Raw genomic sequence first — 17,154 nt, forward strand, 5'->3', positions numbered from 1 at the left:
AACTCTCTCAGGGGTTAAAGCAGCAGGGTTACACGCGGTGATCGTCAATAATCGCCAGCAACAGTTTGAGCGTGCCGAACAGCAGGCTGCAGATCAGCAGTCCGCAGGCCAGCAGGTAGAGTGTCTCGGGGTAGCGCGACTCTTCCGCCAGCTGGGGGGAGCTGATGACCGACAGGCTTTTCAGCTTGCGGGCCGCCTCCACGCGCGTTTTTTCGATAGCCGTCAGGGCGAGCTGGTAGAGATCGGTGTCGAACGTCACCCGTGATTTCAGTTCGTCGAAGTCCGCCGCTACGCGGTTAAGCCGGTTGCCTTCCGGGGCCGTAATGCTGTTTTTTTCTTTGTCTATCTGAGCGTTGATGGAGGCGAGCGTGTTTTTGGTGGTCACCACTGGCGGCGCGTCTTCGCGCAGATAGGTCAGCAGCGTGCGCAATTCGGTTTCAAGGCGGATCTTTTGCTCGGTCAGGTTGTTAACCGCCGAGCTCGCCGCGACAGCGGAGGCCTGCGGATCCAGCATCTGGTTACGGTTCTGAAAGGCGAGCAGCGCGCTTTTGCTGGCGTCCAGCCGCTGGCGGGCTTTTTCCAGTTCGCCTTCGGCAAACGCCTGCTGATCGCGCGCTATCTGGTGCGAAAGCTCGTTGATAAAGCGCTCGGACTCTTTCAGCACCGCCTGGTTAAAGCGCAGCGCGAACTGCGGCGTGAAGCCCTGGGTTTCGATAGTCAGCAAGCCATTTTTATTGTCGTAACGGATGGCGATGCGGTGGCGGTAGTAATCGAGAAACTCTTCGGCGGTCGCGTTAGCGCTGAGGTGATAGAAGAGATCCAGCCCGCTTGCGCCAAACGCCTTTTTAAAATCGAGCTGGCGGTCGAGCGTTTTTAGCAGATCCGGCGAGTGCAGGTACTCTTTGAGATAAAGCGCGTCCTCGGCGGAGCTCGGGTTAGCCGCCCCCATCAGCAGACCGATGTTCAGGCTGCCGCTCTCGATATCGCTGGCGCGCTTGATGACCACCTGCGATTCGCTGACATAGCGCGGCTGGCTGAAAATCAGCAGGTAAACGGCCAGCAGCAGCATCGGCGCGCCAATAAGGATTTTCGCGCTATGGCACTGAAAGACGCGCACGCCGCGGGAAATATCCCGTTGCCGCATTCCTGCTAAAAAGAGCTTTATTTTATTGAGCACGGTCTGAATACCATTAATTTTATGAATAAATGATAGAAAATTATTTTTATAAAAAATGTTTTTATGGCTTCCGGCGTTTATTTCTGACATTGCCAGCAGAAATAGCGTTGTCGACAAACATAAAGCGGCCAGCATAGCCGTAAGCCGCAGCGCGTGTCGTTAGTAACACTAAAAGCGGATTGTCGTTTTTATGTATTGACGGTGAAAATGATGAAAAGCGAGGAGAGATGACGTTAACGACGCGCAGATGGTGGTCTGCTTACCCTGACACCGATTCCGTGACATTTTCAGTCCATGAAAATAATAAACGCCAATAATAAGATTTACGGTCGGATGATACCGGATAAACCTTATGAAACCCAAAGAGCCAAATATGGTTTATTAATTACCATAATAAGTATGAATGGACAATAAAGTGGCCTTAAATCGGAATTGGGGGCGAGTATAAATCTTAAGGATAAGCGAGATAAAAAAACGGCCTTCTTGCGAAGGCCGTGAATGGAATTACTTGGCGATACGTTTGTATTTGATACGCTTCGGCTCCAGCGCTTCTGCGCCGAGCGTGCGTTTCTTGTACTCTTCGTATTCGGTGAAGTTACCTTCGAAGAATTCCACTTTGCCCTCATCCTGGTAATCCAGGATATGCGTGGCGATACGGTCAAGGAACCAGCGGTCGTGCGAGATAACCATCGCGCAGCCCGGGAACTCCAGCAGGGCGTTTTCCAGCGCGCGCAGGGTTTCGATATCCAGGTCGTTGGTCGGTTCATCGAGCAGCAGCATGTTGCCGCCAACCTGCAGCAGCTTCGCCAGATGCAGACGACCGCGCTCACCACCGGACAACTCGCCGACGCGCTTGCCCTGGTCCACACCTTTAAAGTTAAAGCGGCCCACGTAAGCGCGGCTCGGCATCTCGGTGTTGCCGATCTTCATGATATCCAGCCCGCCGGACACTTCTTCCCAGACGGTTTTGCTGTTGTCCATCGCGTCACGGAACTGATCGACGGATGCGAGCTTCACGGTGTCGCCAAGCGTGATGGTGCCGCTGTCCGGCTGTTCCTGCCCGGACATCATGCGAAACAGCGTCGATTTACCCGCGCCGTTCGGACCGATAATGCCGACAATCGCGCCTTTCGGCACGGAGAAGCTCAGGTCGTCAATCAGCACGCGGTCGCCGTAGGATTTACGCAGGTTGCTGACTTCCACCACTTTATCGCCAAGACGCGGTCCCGGCGGAATAAAGAGTTCGTTAGTTTCGTTACGTTTCTGGTACTCGGTGCTGTTGAGCTCTTCAAAGCGCGCCAGACGGGCTTTGCCCTTGGACTGACGGCCTTTGGCGCCCTGACGCACCCATTCCAGCTCTTTCTCGATAGATTTACGACGCGCCGCTTCCTGAGACGCTTCCTGGGCCAGACGCTGATCTTTCTGCTCAAGCCAGGAGGAGTAGTTGCCTTCCCACGGAATGCCTTCACCGCGGTCAAGCTCCAGGATCCAGCCCGCGACGTTATCGAGGAAGTAACGGTCGTGGGTAATCGCCACTACGGTGCCTTCGAAGTCGTGCAGGAAGCGCTCCAGCCATGCCACGGATTCCGCATCCAGGTGGTTGGTTGGTTCGTCGAGCAGCAGCATGTCCGGTTTTTCCAGCAGCAGGCGGCAGAGCGCCACGCGGCGGCGTTCACCCCCGGAGAGGTTCGCGATTTTCGCGTCCCAGTCCGGCAGACGCAGGGCATCGGCCGCGCGCTCCAGCTGAACGTTCAGGTTATGACCGTCATGCGCCTGAATGATTTCTTCATACTTGCCCTGTTGCGCGGCAAGCTTATCGAAGTCGGCATCCGGTTCGGCGTATTTGGCATACACTTCATCCAGACCTTTCAGCGCGTTAACCACCTCGGACACCGCTTCTTCAACGGATTCGCGAACGGTGTGTTCCAGGTTCAGCTGAGGTTCCTGCGGCAGGTAGCCGATTTTGATGCCAGGCTGCGGACGGGCTTCACCTTCGATATCTTTATCGATGCCCGCCATGATGCGCAGCAGGGTGGATTTACCGGCGCCATTCAGGCCCAGCACACCGATTTTGGCGCCAGGGAAAAAGCTCAGAGAGATATTCTTCAGAATGTGTCGCTTCGGCGGAACGACTTTGCCGACGCGATGCATGGTGTATACGAATTGAGCCACGTTGGACTTCGCCTCTTATCATGATTAAGGGTTTAACAGTGGCGAAGTTTAGCTGTTTTCAGCGCTTAATCCCAGCCAGCAACGCCGCGAATGCGCCAGACAAGACATTAAAGCGCGAATGGTAAAAAAATGTTCGCGACATGGCGCAACGGCGTTCGCCTGGTTAGCATGAGGTATCTGAGAATTTCAGGCGGCATGAGGCTGCCGGTCAGTCAATTAACATGAGGAAGGATTGTGGGAACATCCAGACAAGCCGTCTGGCGGTGGCTGGCAGCGGGCGTCTGCCTGCTGGCGCTCGGCCAGGCCGCACGCGCCGATTCGCTCGACGAGCAGCGCAGCCGCTATGCGCAGATCAAACAAGCGTGGGATAACCGGCAGATGGACGTCGTGGAGCAGTTAATGCCCACGCTGCAAACCTATCCGCTCTATCCCTATTTGCAGTACCGCCAGCTCACCGATGACCTGATGAATCAGCCAACACTCACGGTGCAGCAGTTTATTCAGGCGAACCCGACGCTGCCGCCGGCGCGTTCGCTCACCTCGCGCTTTGTGAATGAACTGGCGCGCCGCGAAGACTGGCGCGGCCTTCTCGCCTTCAGCCCGCAGCCGCCGGGTAGCACCGAGGCGCAGTGCAATTACTACTACGCGAAATTTAACACCGGCGACGCGCAGGGCGCGTGGCAGGGCGCGAAAGATCTCTGGCAGACCGGCAAAAACCTGCCCGCAGCGTGCGATCGTCTTTTTGCGGCGTGGCGTACTTCCGGCGCGCAGGATCCGCTGGCTTACCTTGAGCGTATTCGTCTCGCGATGAAAGAGGGCAACACGCGGCTGGTGAGTTCGCTGGCCGGTCAGTTGCCGTCTGATTACCAGACCATCAGCAGCGCGCTGGTGAGTCTCGCAAACGATCCCAATAGCGTGATGACGTTTGTGCGCAGCGTCGGCGCGACCGACTTCACCCGTCAGATGGCGGCAGTGGCGTTCGCAAGCGTCGCCCGCGAAGATGCGGAAAACGCCCGGCTGATGATCCCGTCGCTTATTCAGGCGCAGCAGCTGAACGACGCGCAGGCGCAGGAGCTGCGCGATATCGTGGCGTGGCGCCTCATGGGCAGTGACGTGACCGCCGAGCAGGCCCGCTGGCGCGACGACGCCATTATGCGTTCTGAATCGACCTCGCTGATTGAGCGCCGGGTGCGTATGGCGCTCGGTACGGGCGATCGCAGCGGGCTGAACACCTGGCTTGCGCGCCTGCCGATGGAGGCGAAAGAGAAAGACGAATGGCGCTACTGGCAGGCTGATCTCCTGATGGAGCGCGGGCGCGAGGACGAGGCGAAAACCATTCTGCATGCGCTGATGCAGCAGCGCGGCTTCTACCCGATGGCGGCGGCGCAACGGCTTGGCGAGGATTATCCGCTGCGCGTGGATAAAGCGCCGACGGTGAACGCCGCGCTGTTTGAAGGCGCAGAGATGGCGCGCGTGCGCGAGCTGATGTACTGGGGGCTTGATAACACCGCGCGCAGCGAATGGGCGAATCTCGTGACCAGCCGCAGCAAGCAGGAGCAGGCGGCGCTGGCGCGCTACGCGTTTGATCGTAACTGGTGGGATCTGAGCGTGCAGGCGACGATCGCCGGCAAGCTCTGGGATCAGCTCGAAGAGCGCTTCCCGCTGGCGTATAAAGATCTGTTCGCCCGCTACGTGAGCGACAAAGCCGTGCCGCAGAGCTATGCGATGGCCATCGCGCGCCAGGAGAGCGCCTGGAACCCGAAAGTGCGCTCGCCAGTCGGCGCGTCGGGCCTGATGCAGATAATGCCCGGCACCGCGACTCATACGGTGAAGATGTTTAATCTGCCAGGTTACAGCAGCAGCGCGCAGCTGCTCGACCCGGAAACCAACATCCAGATAGGCACCAGCTATTTGCAGTATGTCTATCAGATGTTCGACAACAACCGCATTTTCGCTTCCGCCGCGTATAACGCCGGGCCGGGACGCGTGCGGACCTGGCTTGGCAACAGCGCCGGGCGCATCGACGCGGTGGCGTTTGTCGAAAGTATTCCGTTTTCCGAGACGCGCGGCTATGTGAAAAACGTGCTGGCCTATGATGCGTATTACCGCTATTTCATGGGCGATAAACCGGTGTTGATGAGCGATGCGGAGTGGCGCCGCCGTTACTGATCGGCGGTGTTGTGCTATGCTGGCGTACTAGTGAACGAGTATGGCGGCATCCGATGACTCAACATTCAACTTATTCCGCGGCCCAGGCCGAACAGAGCCATCAGGAGTGGCTGCGCTTTGTGGCGCTCCTGAAGCAATCTTTTGACGATGAGCTTCATCTTCCCCTGTTAACGCTGCTGTTAACGCCGGACGAGCGCGCCGCGCTCGGCACGCGCGTGCGCATTATCGAAGAGTTGCTGCGCGGCGAGATGAGCCAGCGCGAGCTGAAAAGCGAGCTGGGCGCGGGGATCGCGACGATTACCCGCGGCTCTAACAGTCTGAAAGCGGCGCCCGCCGAGCTGCGTCAGTGGCTTGAGCAGGAGCTGTTACAGGCTCAGCGGTAAATCGCGTTATGAAAGGGGCTTAAGGCCAGGATCACCGCCTGATGGTAGACGCTGCTGCGCGTCAGCTTGCCGGCGGTGAAAATGCCGATAGCCCCTTCTTTACGTCCAATTTCGTCAATGCCTGTCCAGGCGGACATCACCGGCCCCAGTGCCTTCCCGGCGCGTACTTCTTCAAGGATCGCCGCAGGCAGCGGCAGTGTCGCCGAACGCGCTTCGCCGCGCTGTTGCGCGCTTTCAATCACTACCCAGCTGAACGTGCTGCCTTCATCAATACCGGCTTCAATCGCCACCCAGTAGTCGGCCTGCGGGCGAAGGGCGCGGGCGTTCATGACGCGCTGGCGCGCGCCTGTGCGCGTCTCGTCGCTTCCCAGCGGCTGCTCCGGCACGCCACTATCGACGGAGACGGCGTCAATATGGCAGGATGCTTCGCCGAAAATCTCGCTAAACGCACGCAGAATCGCCTGAATTTTGGCTGGATTCGTCGTGGCGCAGACAACATGGTACATAATCAACTCACACTCACAGACGTTTAAGTCGCAGCAGTATAACGGATAAAAAGCATGTTACAGGTATATCTGGTTCGCCACGGTGAAACGCAGTGGAACGCCGAGCGACGCATCCAGGGGCAATCGGACAGCCCATTGACGGAAAAAGGGGAACACCAGGCCATGCAGGTAGCGCAGCGCGCTAAAGCGCTTGGCATCACGCATATCATCAGCAGCGATCTGGGGCGAACCCGCCGCACGGCGGAGATTATCGCGCGGGGCTGTGGCTGTGACGTGATACTGGACGCCCGCCTGCGCGAGCTGGATATGGGCATTCTCGAAAGGCGTCATCTTGACACGCTCACCGACGAAGAAGAGGGCTGGCGTCGTCAACTGGTCAACGGCACGCCGGATGGACGCATTCCGCAAGGGGAGTCGATGCAGGAGGTGAGCGATCGTATGCATGGCGCGCTGAACGCCTGTCTCGAACTGCCGGAAGGCAGCCGCCCGCTCCTGGTAAGTCACGGCATGGCGCTGGGTTGCCTGGTGAGCACCATTCTTGGCCTGCCCGCCTACGCGGAGCGCCGCCTGCGCTTGCGTAACTGTTCGATTTCCCGCGTGGATTATCAGGAGAGCCCGTGGCTCGCGTCCGGTTGGGTGGTGGAGACGGCAGGCGATGTGTCGCACCTCGATGCGCCTGCGCTGGATGAGTTACAGCGTTAACGGCGGATGGGGATCAGGTACTCGCAGCGCAGGTTTATATCGCGTTCCTGAGCGCTGGTTTCTTCTGAGAGGAAATAGCGCTCAATATCCTGGCCGCGGCGGCGTGTCAGCCCCAGGGCGGGCATGCAGGTACCATATACCGTCAGGATAAATTCCTGTACGCCAGTGCCCGGACCTTCGTAGGTGAACTGCACATAATCGCCGCCTTCCAGCGTGACCGGGTGCGCATGTTCCACGCAGCCTTCCGCCAGCGGCTCCGGCAGCGCGGTGGTGTAAAAGACTTCCTGCTCGTCGTCTTTCTCTGCGCTCGGACGCGATTCGTTCAGGCCGTAAAATGCAGGCGGGATTGTCGGGCAGTTTGCGAGAAATTCCCGCCAGAACTGGACGCGCATCTGCTGGCGCATTTCAGAGATTTGCTCCAGCGAGCAGGTATAGCTCTGCGTAAGGCCCGTGAGTTGCAGCGGCGCGAGCGTTACAAACTGGTGAGGCGGCGGCGTGAACGCTTCAAGGCGAATCGGCGGACACATGCCCTGCGCGTTCCAGTCCGGCGAGCGGCGATAGAGCGCGGGCGTTAGCGAAAACTGTTTTTTAAAGGCGCGGGTAAACGTCTGCTGCGAGTCGAAGCGGTATTGCAGCGCGATATCAAGGATAGGACGAGCGGTCAGACGCAGAGCGACGGCGGATTTCGACAAACGGCGCGCGCGGATATACGCGCCGATAGCCTGGCCCGTTACCTCTTTGAACATCCGTTGCAGATGCCACTTGGAATACCCGGCTTTGGCCGCCACATTGTCCAGAGACAAGGGATGATCAAGATGGCCTTCCAGCCAGGTAAGCAGATCCCGAATGATCCCAGACTGATCCATATATAATCCTCATCCTTAAACGCAGTGCCTGAAAAAGTGGGTAGCGAATAGTAGCATTTTTTGCTCTTCTGGCATTCAGTGTTTTCTTTTGCGCTCTGGGCGAGATCTGCTGCTACAAAAAGGGTTTTTTGAGTAACAATGTGATCTGTAAGGTTTTTTGTTCTCACAGTGAATAATCACGAAACGTAACCTTAAATGAATGGTAACAATATGAAATATCGGGTGTTATTAGTTCCCCTAATGTTTATGGCGTTAAGCGGTGGTTTGCGGGCTGAAGAGATTGGCTCGGTAGACACGGTGTTCAAATGGCTGGGGCCGGATCACAAAATCGTCGTGGAAGCGTTTGACGATCCGGATGTCAAAAATGTGACCTGCTACCTGAGCCGCGCAAAAACCGGGGGTATCAAAGGCGGGCTGGGCCTGGCGGAAGACACCTCCGACGCGGCGATTTCCTGCCAGCAGGTCGGGCCTATCGAGCTGAGCGATAAAATCAAAGCCAGTAAGGCGCAGGGCGATGTCGTCTTCCAGAAGCGCACCTCGCTGGTATTTAAAAAATTACAGGTGGTGCGTTTTTATGACGCGAAACGCAACACGCTGGCCTACCTGACCTATTCCGACAAAGTGGTGGAAGGCTCGCCGAAGAACGCGCTGAGCGCGGTGCCGATTATGCCGTGGGGCCAGGCCCGGTAATTCACAGGACTATTCAGGATGAATCAGACAACCGTCTGGCTGGTGGAGGATGAAACCAGCATCAGCGACGCGCTGGCGTATGTGATGCAGCTTGAGGGCTTCACGGTGCGCGCCTTTGAGCGTGGGCTGCCCGCGCTCGACGCGGCCCGGCACGCCTTGCCCGATCTGGTCGTGCTGGATGTCGGCCTGCCGGATATCAGCGGTTTCGAGCTGTGCCGCCAGTTACTGGCGGCACACCCGGCGCTGCCGGTGCTGTTCCTCACCGCGCGCAGCGAAGAAGTGGACAAGCTCATCGGCCTTGAAATCGGCGCGGATGACTATGTCGCCAAGCCGTTTTCGCCGCGTGAAGTCTGCGCCCGCGTGCGCACGATTTTGCGGCGTCTGCAAAAGCAGCAGAGCGGCGCGCAAAACGTGGTGCGCGTAGGGAGCTTCGAGCTGAACGACGACGCCGCGCACATCGCCTGGTGCGGCCAGCCGCTGCCGCTGACCCGCTATGAGTTTCTGTTGCTGAAAACGTTGCTGCTGGCACCGGGCCGCGTGTATTCGCGCCAGCAGCTGATGGATAAAGTCTGGGGCGACGCGAACGACAGTTTCGATCGCACCGTGGATACCCATATCAAAACCCTGCGCGCCAAGCTGCGCGCGGTCAACCCGGACGCCTCGCCCATCAATACCCATCGGGGGCTGGGTTACAGCCTGACGGTCAGCTGATGCGCATCGGTATGCGGCTTCTGCTGGGCTATTTTCTGATTGTCGCCGTGGCGGCCTGGTTTGTGCTCGCGATTTTCGTTCAGGAGATCAAGCCCGGCGTGCGGCGGGCGACAGAAGGTTCGCTCAACGACACCGCAACGCTGCTGGCGGAAATTGCCCGCGATGATCTGCTGGCGGGGCATCCGCGCGACGGGCAGCTGGCGCAGGCGTTTGAGCGGCTTAACCGCTACCCGGTAAATGCCAACATCAGCGGCATTAAAAAAGTGCGTAATGAGTACCGCGTTTATCTGACAGACGCGCAGGGGCGGGTGGTGTTTGACTCCAGCGGCGAGGCGGTGGGGCAGGATTATTCGCGCTGGAACGATGTCTGGTTAACGCTGCGCGGGCACTACGGCGCGCGCAGTTCGCCGCTGCATCAGGATGACCCGGACAGCACGGTGATGTATGTCGCGGCTCCCGTGCGCGACGCGGGCCGCATCATCGGCGTGCTGAGCGTCGGTAAGCCGAATATCGCGCTCGCGCCGGTTATCCGCCGCAGCGAGCATCGCATCATGATGGCGGGTATTGCGCTGCTCGGCATCGCGCTGCTGACCGGCATCGTGATGGTGCTGTGGATCAACCGCTCTATCGGCAGGCTGGTGCGTTACGCCGATTCGGTCACCGGCGCGGCGCCGCTGCCGCTGCCTGACCCCGGCAGCAGCGAACTGCGGCGTCTCGCCCAGGCGCTGGAAAACATGCGCGTGCGCCTTGAAGGCAAAAATTATATTGAGCAGTACGTCCATGCGCTGACCCACGAACTGAAAAGCCCGCTGGCGGGCATTCGCGGTGCGGCAGAAATTCTGCGCGAAGCGCCGCCGCCCGACGTAGCGCGGCGCTTCAGCGAGAATATTTTGCAGCAAAACGCGCGCATGCAGGTGCTGGTGGAAACCCTGCTGCACCAGGCGAAGCTCGAAAACCGGCTGGAGATCGCGCCGGAGCCGGTCTTACTGGCGCCGCTCTTCGCCACGCTGGCGGAGCTGCACGCCTCGTCGTTTCTGCACCACGCGGTGCGTCTGTGTATCGACCCGGCTCCTGGCGACCTGCGCGTGGCGGGTGATGAGGCGCTGTTGTTGCAGGCTATCGGCAATCTGCTGGTGAACGCCCTCGACTTCACGCCGCCGCAGGGCGAGATAACGCTTGGCGCGTGGCAGGAAGGCGGGCGCGTCGTCGTGCGTGTGACCGATACCGGCAGCGGCATTCCGGATTACGCGCTGGCGCGCATTTTCGAGCGGTTCTATTCGCTGCCGCGCGCCGACGGGCAGAAGAGCAGCGGCCTCGGGCTCGCGTTCGTGCAGGAAGTCGCGCGGCTTCATCAGGGGGAAATTACGCTTGCTAACCGGCCGGAAGGCGGCGTCGAGGCGCGGCTGACGTTACTTCCCGCCTGACTTCACCGGCACTTCACATAACTTCATTTTCACCCCACATAAGCCCTCTATCTTCGGCAGCATCGAAGAGGAGAGGCTTATGTTGAAATCACCACTGATGTTAAAAGGCATGGCGCTGCTGGGCTGTATGGCCCTGCTGTTGATCCCGCTGCGCATTCTGAGCGTCGTCATCGGCGATCGCGCCGATTACCGCGATCACGTTACTCACTCGCTTGAGCAGAGCACCAGCGGGCCGCAAAAACTTGTCGGGCCGCTTATCGCTATTCCGGTTACCGAAATCACCACCACGATGGAAGAGGGCAAAGAGGTGACCCAGGAGCGCAGCTTTATCCGCTACTGGCTGCCGGAGTCGCTGGTGGTGACGGGAAAGCAGGCGGTTGAGCCGCGTCATGTCGGCATTTACGAAGGGCAGGTGTGGCGCAGCGACGTGTCGCTGGAGGCGCGCTTTACGCCGCCCGCGCAGGCGATGAAACCCGACGCGCATTACCGGCTGGGCGAAGCGCGGCTGGTGATGGCGGTAGGTGATTCGCGCGGCATTGGCACCGTGGGCGCGCTGAACATTAACGGGCAGACGCTGGCGGTCGAACCGGGCACCGGGCTTGACGAGGGCGGTGAGGGGCTGCACGCGAACGTACCGTCCGCGCTGCTGGAGACGCCGACGCTCGCGGTCCGCTTCTCGCTGGAGCTGAACGGCACCGGCGCGTTTTCCGTCGTGCCGCTGGGGCGCAGCAGCGAGATGTCGCTTATCAGCAACTGGCCGCACCCTAACTTTTACGGCAATTTCCTGCCTGCGTCGCGGGAGATCTCCGCCAGCGGCTTTGCGGCGAAATGGCGCAGCAGCTGGTATGCCAATAATCTCGACGGCTATTTTCAGAAGGGGGAAGACGTGAGGCTGAGTTCGCTGCCCGCGTTCAGCGTGACGGTGGCGACGCCGGTGGATCAGTATCAGCTCACGGATCGCGCAGTGAAATATGCGGTGCTGCTGATAGCGCTGACCTATATGGCGTTTTTCGTCTGCGAAACGCTGAGCGGCATTACGATGCACCCGGTACAGTATCTGCTGGTTGGGCTCTCACTGGTCATGTTCTATCTGTTGCTGCTGGCGTTTTCCGAGCATATCGGCTTTAACCTGGCCTGGCTTGTGGCGAGCCTCGCGGGGGCGACGCTGAACGCGCTCTATCTCCAGGCAGTGCTGAAAGGATGGCGGCGCAGCCTGATCTTCGCGGGCGGTCTGCTGGCGCTTGACGGCGTGCTGTGGCAGCTGCTGCGCTCGCAGGATTTCGCGCTGTTGCTCGGCAGCGGCCTGCTGTTCGCCGCGCTGACGGCGGTGATGCTGCTGACGCGCCATATCGACTGGTATGCGCTGACGCCCGCGAAAGCGCGCTTCACGCGCCTGACTCCCGCGCCGCAGGAGGAGCGGTTCCGGCTGTGGAAGTAAAATGCAGGCAATAAAAAAGGGCGGAATCTCCGCCCATTTTGCGTTGCGCCGACGCGTTTATTCCTGCAGATCGCCGCAGAAACGGTAACCTTCGCCATGAATGGTGGCGATGATTTCCGGGGTGTCCGGCGTGGATTCGAAATGTTTGCGAATGCGACGGATGGTCACATCGACGGTGCGGTCGTGCGGCTTCAGCTCGCGACCGGTCATTTTCTTCAGCAGTTCCGCACGGGTCTGGATCTTGCCCGGATTTTCGCAGAAATGCAGCATGGCGCGGAATTCGCTGCGCGGCAGTTTATACTGCTCGCCATTCGGGCTAATCAGCGAGCGGCTGTTGATATCAAGCTCCCAGCCGTTGAACTTATAGCTTTCCACGCTGCGACGCTCTTCGCTCACCGTACCGAGATTCATGGTGCGGGAGAGCAGGTTGCGGGCGCGGATGGTGAGTTCACGGGGGTTAAATGGCTTGGTGATATAATCGTCAGCGCCGATTTCGAGGCCTAAGATTTTATCCACCTCGTTATCACGGCCGGTCAGGAACATCAGGGCGACATTCGCTTGCTCGCGCAGTTCGCGCGCCAGCAGCAGACCGTTTTTACCCGGCAGGTTGATATCCATGATAACCAGGTTGATATCATTGTCAGAGAGGATCTGGTGCATCTCGGCGCCATCGGTGGCTTCGGACACATCATAGCCTTCTGCTTCGAAAATACTTTTTAACGTGTTGCGTGTTACCAACTCGTCTTCAACGATAAGAATGTGCGGGGTCTGCATGTTTGCTACCTAAAAATTGCCAACTAAATCGAAACAGGAAGTACAAAAGTCCCTGACCTGCCTTATACATGCCATAAATTAACATGCCCGGCCTAACATGACTAAAGTACGTAATTGCGTTCTTGATGCACTTTCCATCAACGTCAACAACATCATTAGCTCGGTCGTGGGTACTTTTCCCTCTGGACCCGACGGTGTCAAAAACGGCAGTCATCCTAACCATTTTAACAGCAACATAACAGGATGATACGATACCAACACCCAATAAAACTACGCTTCGTTGACATATATCAAGTTCAATTGTAGCACGTTAACAGTTTGATGAGATCATCGCAGCGAAGAACTAACTCTGATTACATTTAAGTAACATAGCGGATAATTTCGCCTCTTAACTAATAAACAAAGCGAATCCGATAAGCAAGCGGAATTTGTATTGTTTTTATTGATGATAAACAGCCGGATAAGGCGGTTTTTACAGCACAATAAGCCCGATTCCGCGCGTTATTTTCATAACGTCTGTTTATCTATTTTATGGCCACGACGGGCATGAAATTGTATATAAAATGTAAATTCGCGACGCGTATTAATTAGCGCGCGCTATTTTTTCCACGACAGGATCACAGAGAGCCTTATGCGTTTGCCCATTATTCTGGTGTCACCCGCCAGACCTGAAAACGTCGGCGCCGCCGCGCGCGCTATGAAAACCATGGGATTTACCGAACTGAGGATCGTTGACAGCACGGCGCATCTCGACCCGGCGGCGCGTCGCGTCGCCCACGGCGCGGGAGACATTCTCGATAATACAAAGCATTACGACACCCTCGCCGATGCGCTCGCCGACGTGGATTTCACCGTCGCCACCACGGCGCGCAGCCGCGCAAAGTTCCATTACTACGCGACGCCGCAACAGCTGCTGCCGCTGCTGGAAGAAAAAGCCGCCTGGCTGCCAGTAACCGCGCTGGTGTTCGGGCGCGAAGATTCGGGGCTGACCAATGACGAGCTGGCGCTGGCTGACGTGTTGACCGGCGTGCCGATGGTCGCCGATTACCCGTCGCTGAACCTGGGCCAGGCGGTGATGGTGTACTGCTATCAATTAACGGCGCTGATGCAAAATGCGCCTGCCGCAACGCCAGAGGCTGACCATCATCAGTTGAAAGCGTTACGCCTGCGCATCGACGCGTTGCTGACTACGCTCGGCGTCGCAGACGACATCAAAATGGCCGACTGGCTGCAACAGCGTCTCGGGCTGCTTGAGCAGCGCGACACCGCCATGTTGCATCGTTTGCTGCACGATATCGAAAAAAAAGTGGCGGGCTGAAATGCTAACCGATGGGGTATCGATAGCATTAAATGCTAAATTAACAGGGAAATCACCGGGTTTTTGGGGTGTAAAGACCGCTTTTTTCGCTATTCGCCAGGAAAGTTTCGGCCGGTGCGTAAATGAAATATTCGTTGACTTAACCTGACGATTACTTTAACCAATAGAGATACAGGACAGAAAACAGAAAAGTACAGAGCACACAACATCCATGATTCGCATCAGCCTGACTACCATTATTACTACCACCACCATTACCACAGGTAACGGGGCGGGCTGACGCGTACAGGAAAAACTGAAAAAAGCCCGCACCTGAACAGTGCGGGCTTTTTTTTCGGCATAAAATCAAGGGGTAACAACCATGCGAGTGTTGAAATTCGGCGGTACATCGGTCGCGAACGCAGAGCGCTTTATGCGTGTCGCCGACATTCTGGAGAGCAATGCCAGGCAGGGGCAGGTAGCGACCGTTCTTTCTGCCCCCGCGAAAATCACCAACCATCTGGTGGCGATGATCGAAAAAACTATCAGTGGCCAGGATGCCCTGCCGAATATCAGCGATGCCGAACGTATTTTTGCCGAACTGTTAAAAGGGCTCAGCGAGGCCCAGCCCGATTTCCCGTATGCGCAGATGAAAGCGGTGGTCGATCAGGAGTTCGCGCAGATAAAACATGTGCTGCACGGCATCAGCCTGCTTGGCCAGTGCCCGGACAGCATCAACGCGGCGCTGATCTGCCGCGGCGAAAAGCTCTCTATCGCCATTATGTCGGCGCTGCTTGAGGCGCGCGGCCATAAAGTGACGGTTATCGATCCGGTGGAAAAACTGCTTGCCGTCGGCCATTACCTGGAATCCACCGTCGATATCGCCGAATCCACCCGCCGCATCGCGGCCAGCAAAATCCCGGCGGATCACATGATCCTGATGGCAGGCTTTACCGCCGGTAACGACAAAGGCGAACTGGTCGTCCTCGGGCGTAACGGCTCCGACTACTCCGCTGCGGTGCTGGCGGCGTGTCTGCGCGCCGACTGTTGCGAGATCTGGACCGACGTCGACGGCGTCTATACCTGCGACCCGCGCCAGGTGCCGGACGCGAGGCTCCTGAAGTCGATGTCGTATCAGGAGGCGATGGAGCTCTCCTACTTCGGCGCCAAAGTTCTCCACCCCCGCACCATCACCCCTATCGCGCAGTTCCAGATCCCCTGTCTGATTAAAAATACCGGCAACCCGCAGGCGCCAGGCACGCTGATTGGCGCGTCCAGCGATGAAGACGGCCTGCCGGTGAAGGGCATCAGCAACCTCAATAATATGGCGATGTTTAACGTCTCCGGCCCGGGCATGAAAGGCATGGTAGGAATGGCCGCGCGCGTCTTCGCGACCATGTCCCGCGCCGGGATCTCGGTGGTGTTGATTACCCAGTCGTCGTCCGAATACAGCATCAGCTTCTGCGTGCCGCAAAGCGACTGCGCCCGCGCGCAGCGTGCAATGGAAGATGAATTCTATCTGGAACTCAAAGAAGGGCTGCTGGAGCCGCTGGCCATTATGGAGCGCCTCGCGATTATCTCGGTCGTGGGCGACGGCATGCGCACGCTGCGCGGCATTTCGGCGAAATTCTTTGCCGCCCTCGCCCGCGCCAATATCAATATCGTGGCGATCGCGCAGGGCTCGTCGGAGCGCTCGATTTCCGTCGTGGTGAATAATGACGATGCGGTCACCGGCGTGCGCGTCACGCACCAGATGCTGTTCAACACCGATCAGGTCATTGAAGTCTTTGTCATCGGCGTCGGCGGCGTCGGCGGCGCGCTGCTGGAGCAGTTAAAGCGTCAGCAAACCTGGCTTAAGCAGAAGCATATCGATCTGCGCGTCTGCGGCGTGGCGAATTCAAAAGCGCTGCTGACCAATGTCCACGGGCTGGATCTCGAAAACTGGCGCACGGCGCTGGCGGATGCCAACGAGCCGTTCAACCTAGGGCGTCTGATCCGCCTTGTGAAAGAGTATCACCTGCTAAACCCGGTGATCGTCGACTGTACCTCTAACCAGGCGGTGGCGGATCAGTATGCCGACTTCCTGCGCGAGGGTTTCCACGTGGTAACGCCGAACAAGAAGGCCAACACCTCATCGATGGATTACTACCACCAGCTGCGCCACGCTGCCGCCGCGTCGCGTCGCAAGTTCCTTTATGACACCAACGTTGGGGCAGGGCTGCCGGTTATCGAAAACCTGCAAAACCTGCTCAACGCCGGTGACGAGCTGCAACGCTTCGCGGGCATTCTTTCCGGCTCGCTGTCGTTTATTTTCGGCAAGCTCGACGAGGGCATGAACCTGTCGGAAGCGACCCGCGTGGCGCGTGAAATGGGCTATACCGAGCCGGATCCGCGCGACGATCTCTCCGGTATGGACGTGGCGCGCAAGCTGCTTATCCTGGCGCGTGAAACGGGCCGCCACCTTGAGCTTAGCGATATCGTCATCGAGCCGGTGCTGCCGGAGAGCTTTGACGCCAGCGGTGATACTGAGAGCTTTATGGCGCGCCTGCCGCAACTGGACGATGCGTTCGCCGCCCGCGTGGCGCAGGCCCGCGACGAAGGCAAAGTGCTGCGCTACATCGGCACCATTGAAGAAGACGGCGTCTGCCGCGTGAAAATCGCCGCGGTGGACGGCAACGATCCGCTTTATAAAGTGAAAAACGGCGAAAACGCGCTGGCGTTCTACAGCCGCTACTACCAGCCGCTGCCGCTGGTGCTGCGCGGCTACGGCGCGGGTAACGATGTGACGGCGGCGGGCGTGTTCGCCGATCTGCTGCGCACCCTGTCATGGAAGTTAGGAGTTTAA

At 58.3% G+C, this 17,154-nt stretch carries 15 protein-coding genes, 1 pseudogene and 1 other annotated feature; of the genes and pseudogenes, 11 read left to right on the plus strand and 5 right to left on the minus strand.

Annotated features, from left to right (window positions below; genetic code table 11):
• Nucleotides 1-28: 28 nt before the first annotated feature.
• On the minus strand, nucleotides 29-1,177 hold the full coding sequence (locus AFK67_RS03205) for a KpsE/RkpR family capsule polysaccharide export protein (protein WP_032966935.1): 1,149 nt from the start codon (nucleotides 1,175-1,177) through the stop codon (nucleotides 29-31).
• A gap of 504 nt (nucleotides 1,178-1,681) precedes the next feature.
• Nucleotides 1,682-3,349, minus strand: coding sequence for an energy-dependent translational throttle protein EttA (gene ettA, locus AFK67_RS03210; protein WP_007756101.1), 1,668 nt, complete (start codon nucleotides 3,347-3,349; stop codon nucleotides 1,682-1,684).
• A 234-nt stretch (nucleotides 3,350-3,583) separates the two neighbouring features.
• Between ettA and sltY the strand changes: the two genes are divergently transcribed.
• A complete protein-coding gene (sltY, locus tag AFK67_RS03215; RefSeq protein WP_038884826.1) occupies nucleotides 3,584-5,518 on the plus strand; it encodes a murein transglycosylase in 1,935 nt (644 codons plus the stop codon).
• Nucleotides 5,519-5,571: 53 nt separating this feature from the next.
• Nucleotides 5,572-5,901 carry a trp operon repressor gene (trpR, locus tag AFK67_RS03220; protein WP_007730112.1) on the plus strand — a complete coding sequence of 110 codons (330 nt, stop codon included), beginning with the start codon at nucleotides 5,572-5,574 and terminating at the stop codon, nucleotides 5,899-5,901.
• Here the strand turns inward: trpR and yjjX are convergent.
• The gene (gene yjjX / locus AFK67_RS03225) at nucleotides 5,892-6,407 is read right to left on the minus strand and encodes an inosine/xanthosine triphosphatase (protein ID WP_007730114.1); all 516 of its coding nucleotides are present in this window, start codon (nucleotides 6,405-6,407) and stop codon (nucleotides 5,892-5,894) included. The genes trpR and yjjX overlap by 10 nt on opposite strands.
• A 54-nt stretch (nucleotides 6,408-6,461) precedes the next feature.
• On the opposite strand from yjjX, the gene gpmB reads away from it, so the two are divergent.
• Nucleotides 6,462-7,109, plus strand: a complete 648-nt coding sequence (gpmB, locus tag AFK67_RS03230) for a 2,3-diphosphoglycerate-dependent phosphoglycerate mutase GpmB (RefSeq protein ID WP_007730116.1) — start codon at nucleotides 6,462-6,464, stop codon at nucleotides 7,107-7,109.
• On the opposite strand, the gene robA is transcribed toward gpmB, so the two are convergent.
• Nucleotides 7,106-7,975 (minus strand): MDR efflux pump AcrAB transcriptional activator RobA, encoded by an 870-nt coding sequence (gene robA / locus AFK67_RS03235; RefSeq protein WP_007730118.1) that lies wholly within the window; start codon nucleotides 7,973-7,975, stop codon nucleotides 7,106-7,108. The genes gpmB and robA overlap by 4 nt on opposite strands.
• Nucleotides 7,976-8,185: 210 nt before the next feature.
• On the opposite strand from robA, the gene creA reads away from it, so the two are divergent.
• From creA to creD, 4 genes are all read left to right on the plus strand, one after another.
• Entirely contained in the window at nucleotides 8,186-8,665 is a 480-nt protein-coding gene (gene creA / locus AFK67_RS03240) for a protein CreA (protein ID WP_007730121.1), read from the plus strand.
• Nucleotides 8,666-8,683: 18 nt separating this feature from the next.
• Nucleotides 8,684-9,376: a two-component system response regulator CreB gene (creB, locus tag AFK67_RS03245; RefSeq protein WP_007730123.1), complete on the plus strand. Its 693-nt coding sequence runs from the start codon at nucleotides 8,684-8,686 to the stop codon at nucleotides 9,374-9,376.
• Nucleotides 9,376-10,800: a two-component system sensor histidine kinase CreC gene (creC, locus tag AFK67_RS03250; protein ID WP_007730126.1), complete on the plus strand. Its 1,425-nt coding sequence runs from the start codon at nucleotides 9,376-9,378 to the stop codon at nucleotides 10,798-10,800. The genes creB and creC overlap by 1 nt, the downstream gene beginning before the upstream one ends.
• 79 nt (nucleotides 10,801-10,879) lie before the next feature.
• Complete coding sequence (creD, locus tag AFK67_RS03255; protein WP_038884823.1) at nucleotides 10,880-12,238, plus strand: cell envelope integrity protein CreD; 1,359 nt, start codon at nucleotides 10,880-10,882, stop codon at nucleotides 12,236-12,238.
• 57 nt (nucleotides 12,239-12,295) lie between these two features.
• On the opposite strand, the gene arcA is transcribed toward creD, so the two are convergent.
• On the minus strand, nucleotides 12,296-13,012 hold the full coding sequence (arcA, locus tag AFK67_RS03260; protein ID WP_007675752.1) for a two-component system response regulator ArcA: 717 nt from the start codon (nucleotides 13,010-13,012) through the stop codon (nucleotides 12,296-12,298).
• 97 nt (nucleotides 13,013-13,109) lie between these two features.
• Between arcA and yjjY the strand changes: the two are divergent.
• The 4 genes and pseudogenes from yjjY to thrA all read left to right on the plus strand — a co-directional run bounded on the left by yjjY (nucleotide 13,110) and on the right by thrA (nucleotide 17,154).
• Nucleotides 13,110-13,251 (plus strand): annotated as a pseudogene (gene yjjY, locus AFK67_RS22695) (YjjY family protein).
• 392 nt (nucleotides 13,252-13,643) lie between these two features.
• Complete coding sequence (locus AFK67_RS03265) at nucleotides 13,644-14,330, plus strand: tRNA/rRNA methyltransferase (RefSeq protein WP_007730132.1); 687 nt, start codon at nucleotides 13,644-13,646, stop codon at nucleotides 14,328-14,330.
• Nucleotides 14,331-14,541: 211 nt separating this feature from the next.
• Complete coding sequence (gene thrL / locus AFK67_RS21505) at nucleotides 14,542-14,610, plus strand: thr operon leader peptide (protein WP_071601047.1); 69 nt, start codon at nucleotides 14,542-14,544, stop codon at nucleotides 14,608-14,610.
• Nucleotides 14,549-14,666, plus strand: a sequence feature (Thr leader region). (Overlaps the previous gene by 62 nt.)
• 25 nt (nucleotides 14,667-14,691) lie before the next feature.
• The gene (gene thrA, locus AFK67_RS03270) at nucleotides 14,692-17,154 is read left to right on the plus strand and encodes a bifunctional aspartate kinase/homoserine dehydrogenase I (RefSeq protein WP_032967577.1); all 2,463 of its coding nucleotides are present in this window, start codon (nucleotides 14,692-14,694) and stop codon (nucleotides 17,152-17,154) included.

The organism is Cronobacter dublinensis subsp. dublinensis LMG 23823, from assembly GCF_001277235.1.
Lineage (GTDB): Bacteria > Pseudomonadota > Gammaproteobacteria > Enterobacterales > Enterobacteriaceae > Cronobacter > Cronobacter dublinensis.

Excerpts from the sequence above, each read along its gene's own strand:
- creD (WP_038884823.1), top strand. The coding sequence starts at position 10,880 with ATGTTGAAATCACCACTGATGTTAAAAGGCATGGCGCTGCTGGGCTGT.
- arcA (WP_007675752.1), bottom strand. The coding sequence starts at position 13,012 with ATGCAGACCCCGCACATTCTTATCGTTGAAGACGAGTTGGTAACACGC.
- AFK67_RS03265 (WP_007730132.1), top strand. The coding sequence starts at position 13,644 with ATGCGTTTGCCCATTATTCTGGTGTCACCCGCCAGACCTGAAAACGTC.
- creA (WP_007730121.1), top strand. The coding sequence starts at position 8,186 with ATGAAATATCGGGTGTTATTAGTTCCCCTAATGTTTATGGCGTTAAGC.
- creC (WP_007730126.1), top strand. The coding sequence starts at position 9,376 with ATGCGCATCGGTATGCGGCTTCTGCTGGGCTATTTTCTGATTGTCGCC.
- creB (WP_007730123.1), top strand. The coding sequence starts at position 8,684 with ATGAATCAGACAACCGTCTGGCTGGTGGAGGATGAAACCAGCATCAGC.
- robA (WP_007730118.1), bottom strand. The coding sequence starts at position 7,975 with ATGGATCAGTCTGGGATCATTCGGGATCTGCTTACCTGGCTGGAAGGC.
- yjjX (WP_007730114.1), bottom strand. The coding sequence starts at position 6,407 with ATGTACCATGTTGTCTGCGCCACGACGAATCCAGCCAAAATTCAGGCG.
- thrA (WP_032967577.1), top strand. The coding sequence starts at position 14,692 with ATGCGAGTGTTGAAATTCGGCGGTACATCGGTCGCGAACGCAGAGCGC.
- gpmB (WP_007730116.1), top strand. The coding sequence starts at position 6,462 with ATGTTACAGGTATATCTGGTTCGCCACGGTGAAACGCAGTGGAACGCC.
- trpR (WP_007730112.1), top strand. The coding sequence starts at position 5,572 with ATGACTCAACATTCAACTTATTCCGCGGCCCAGGCCGAACAGAGCCAT.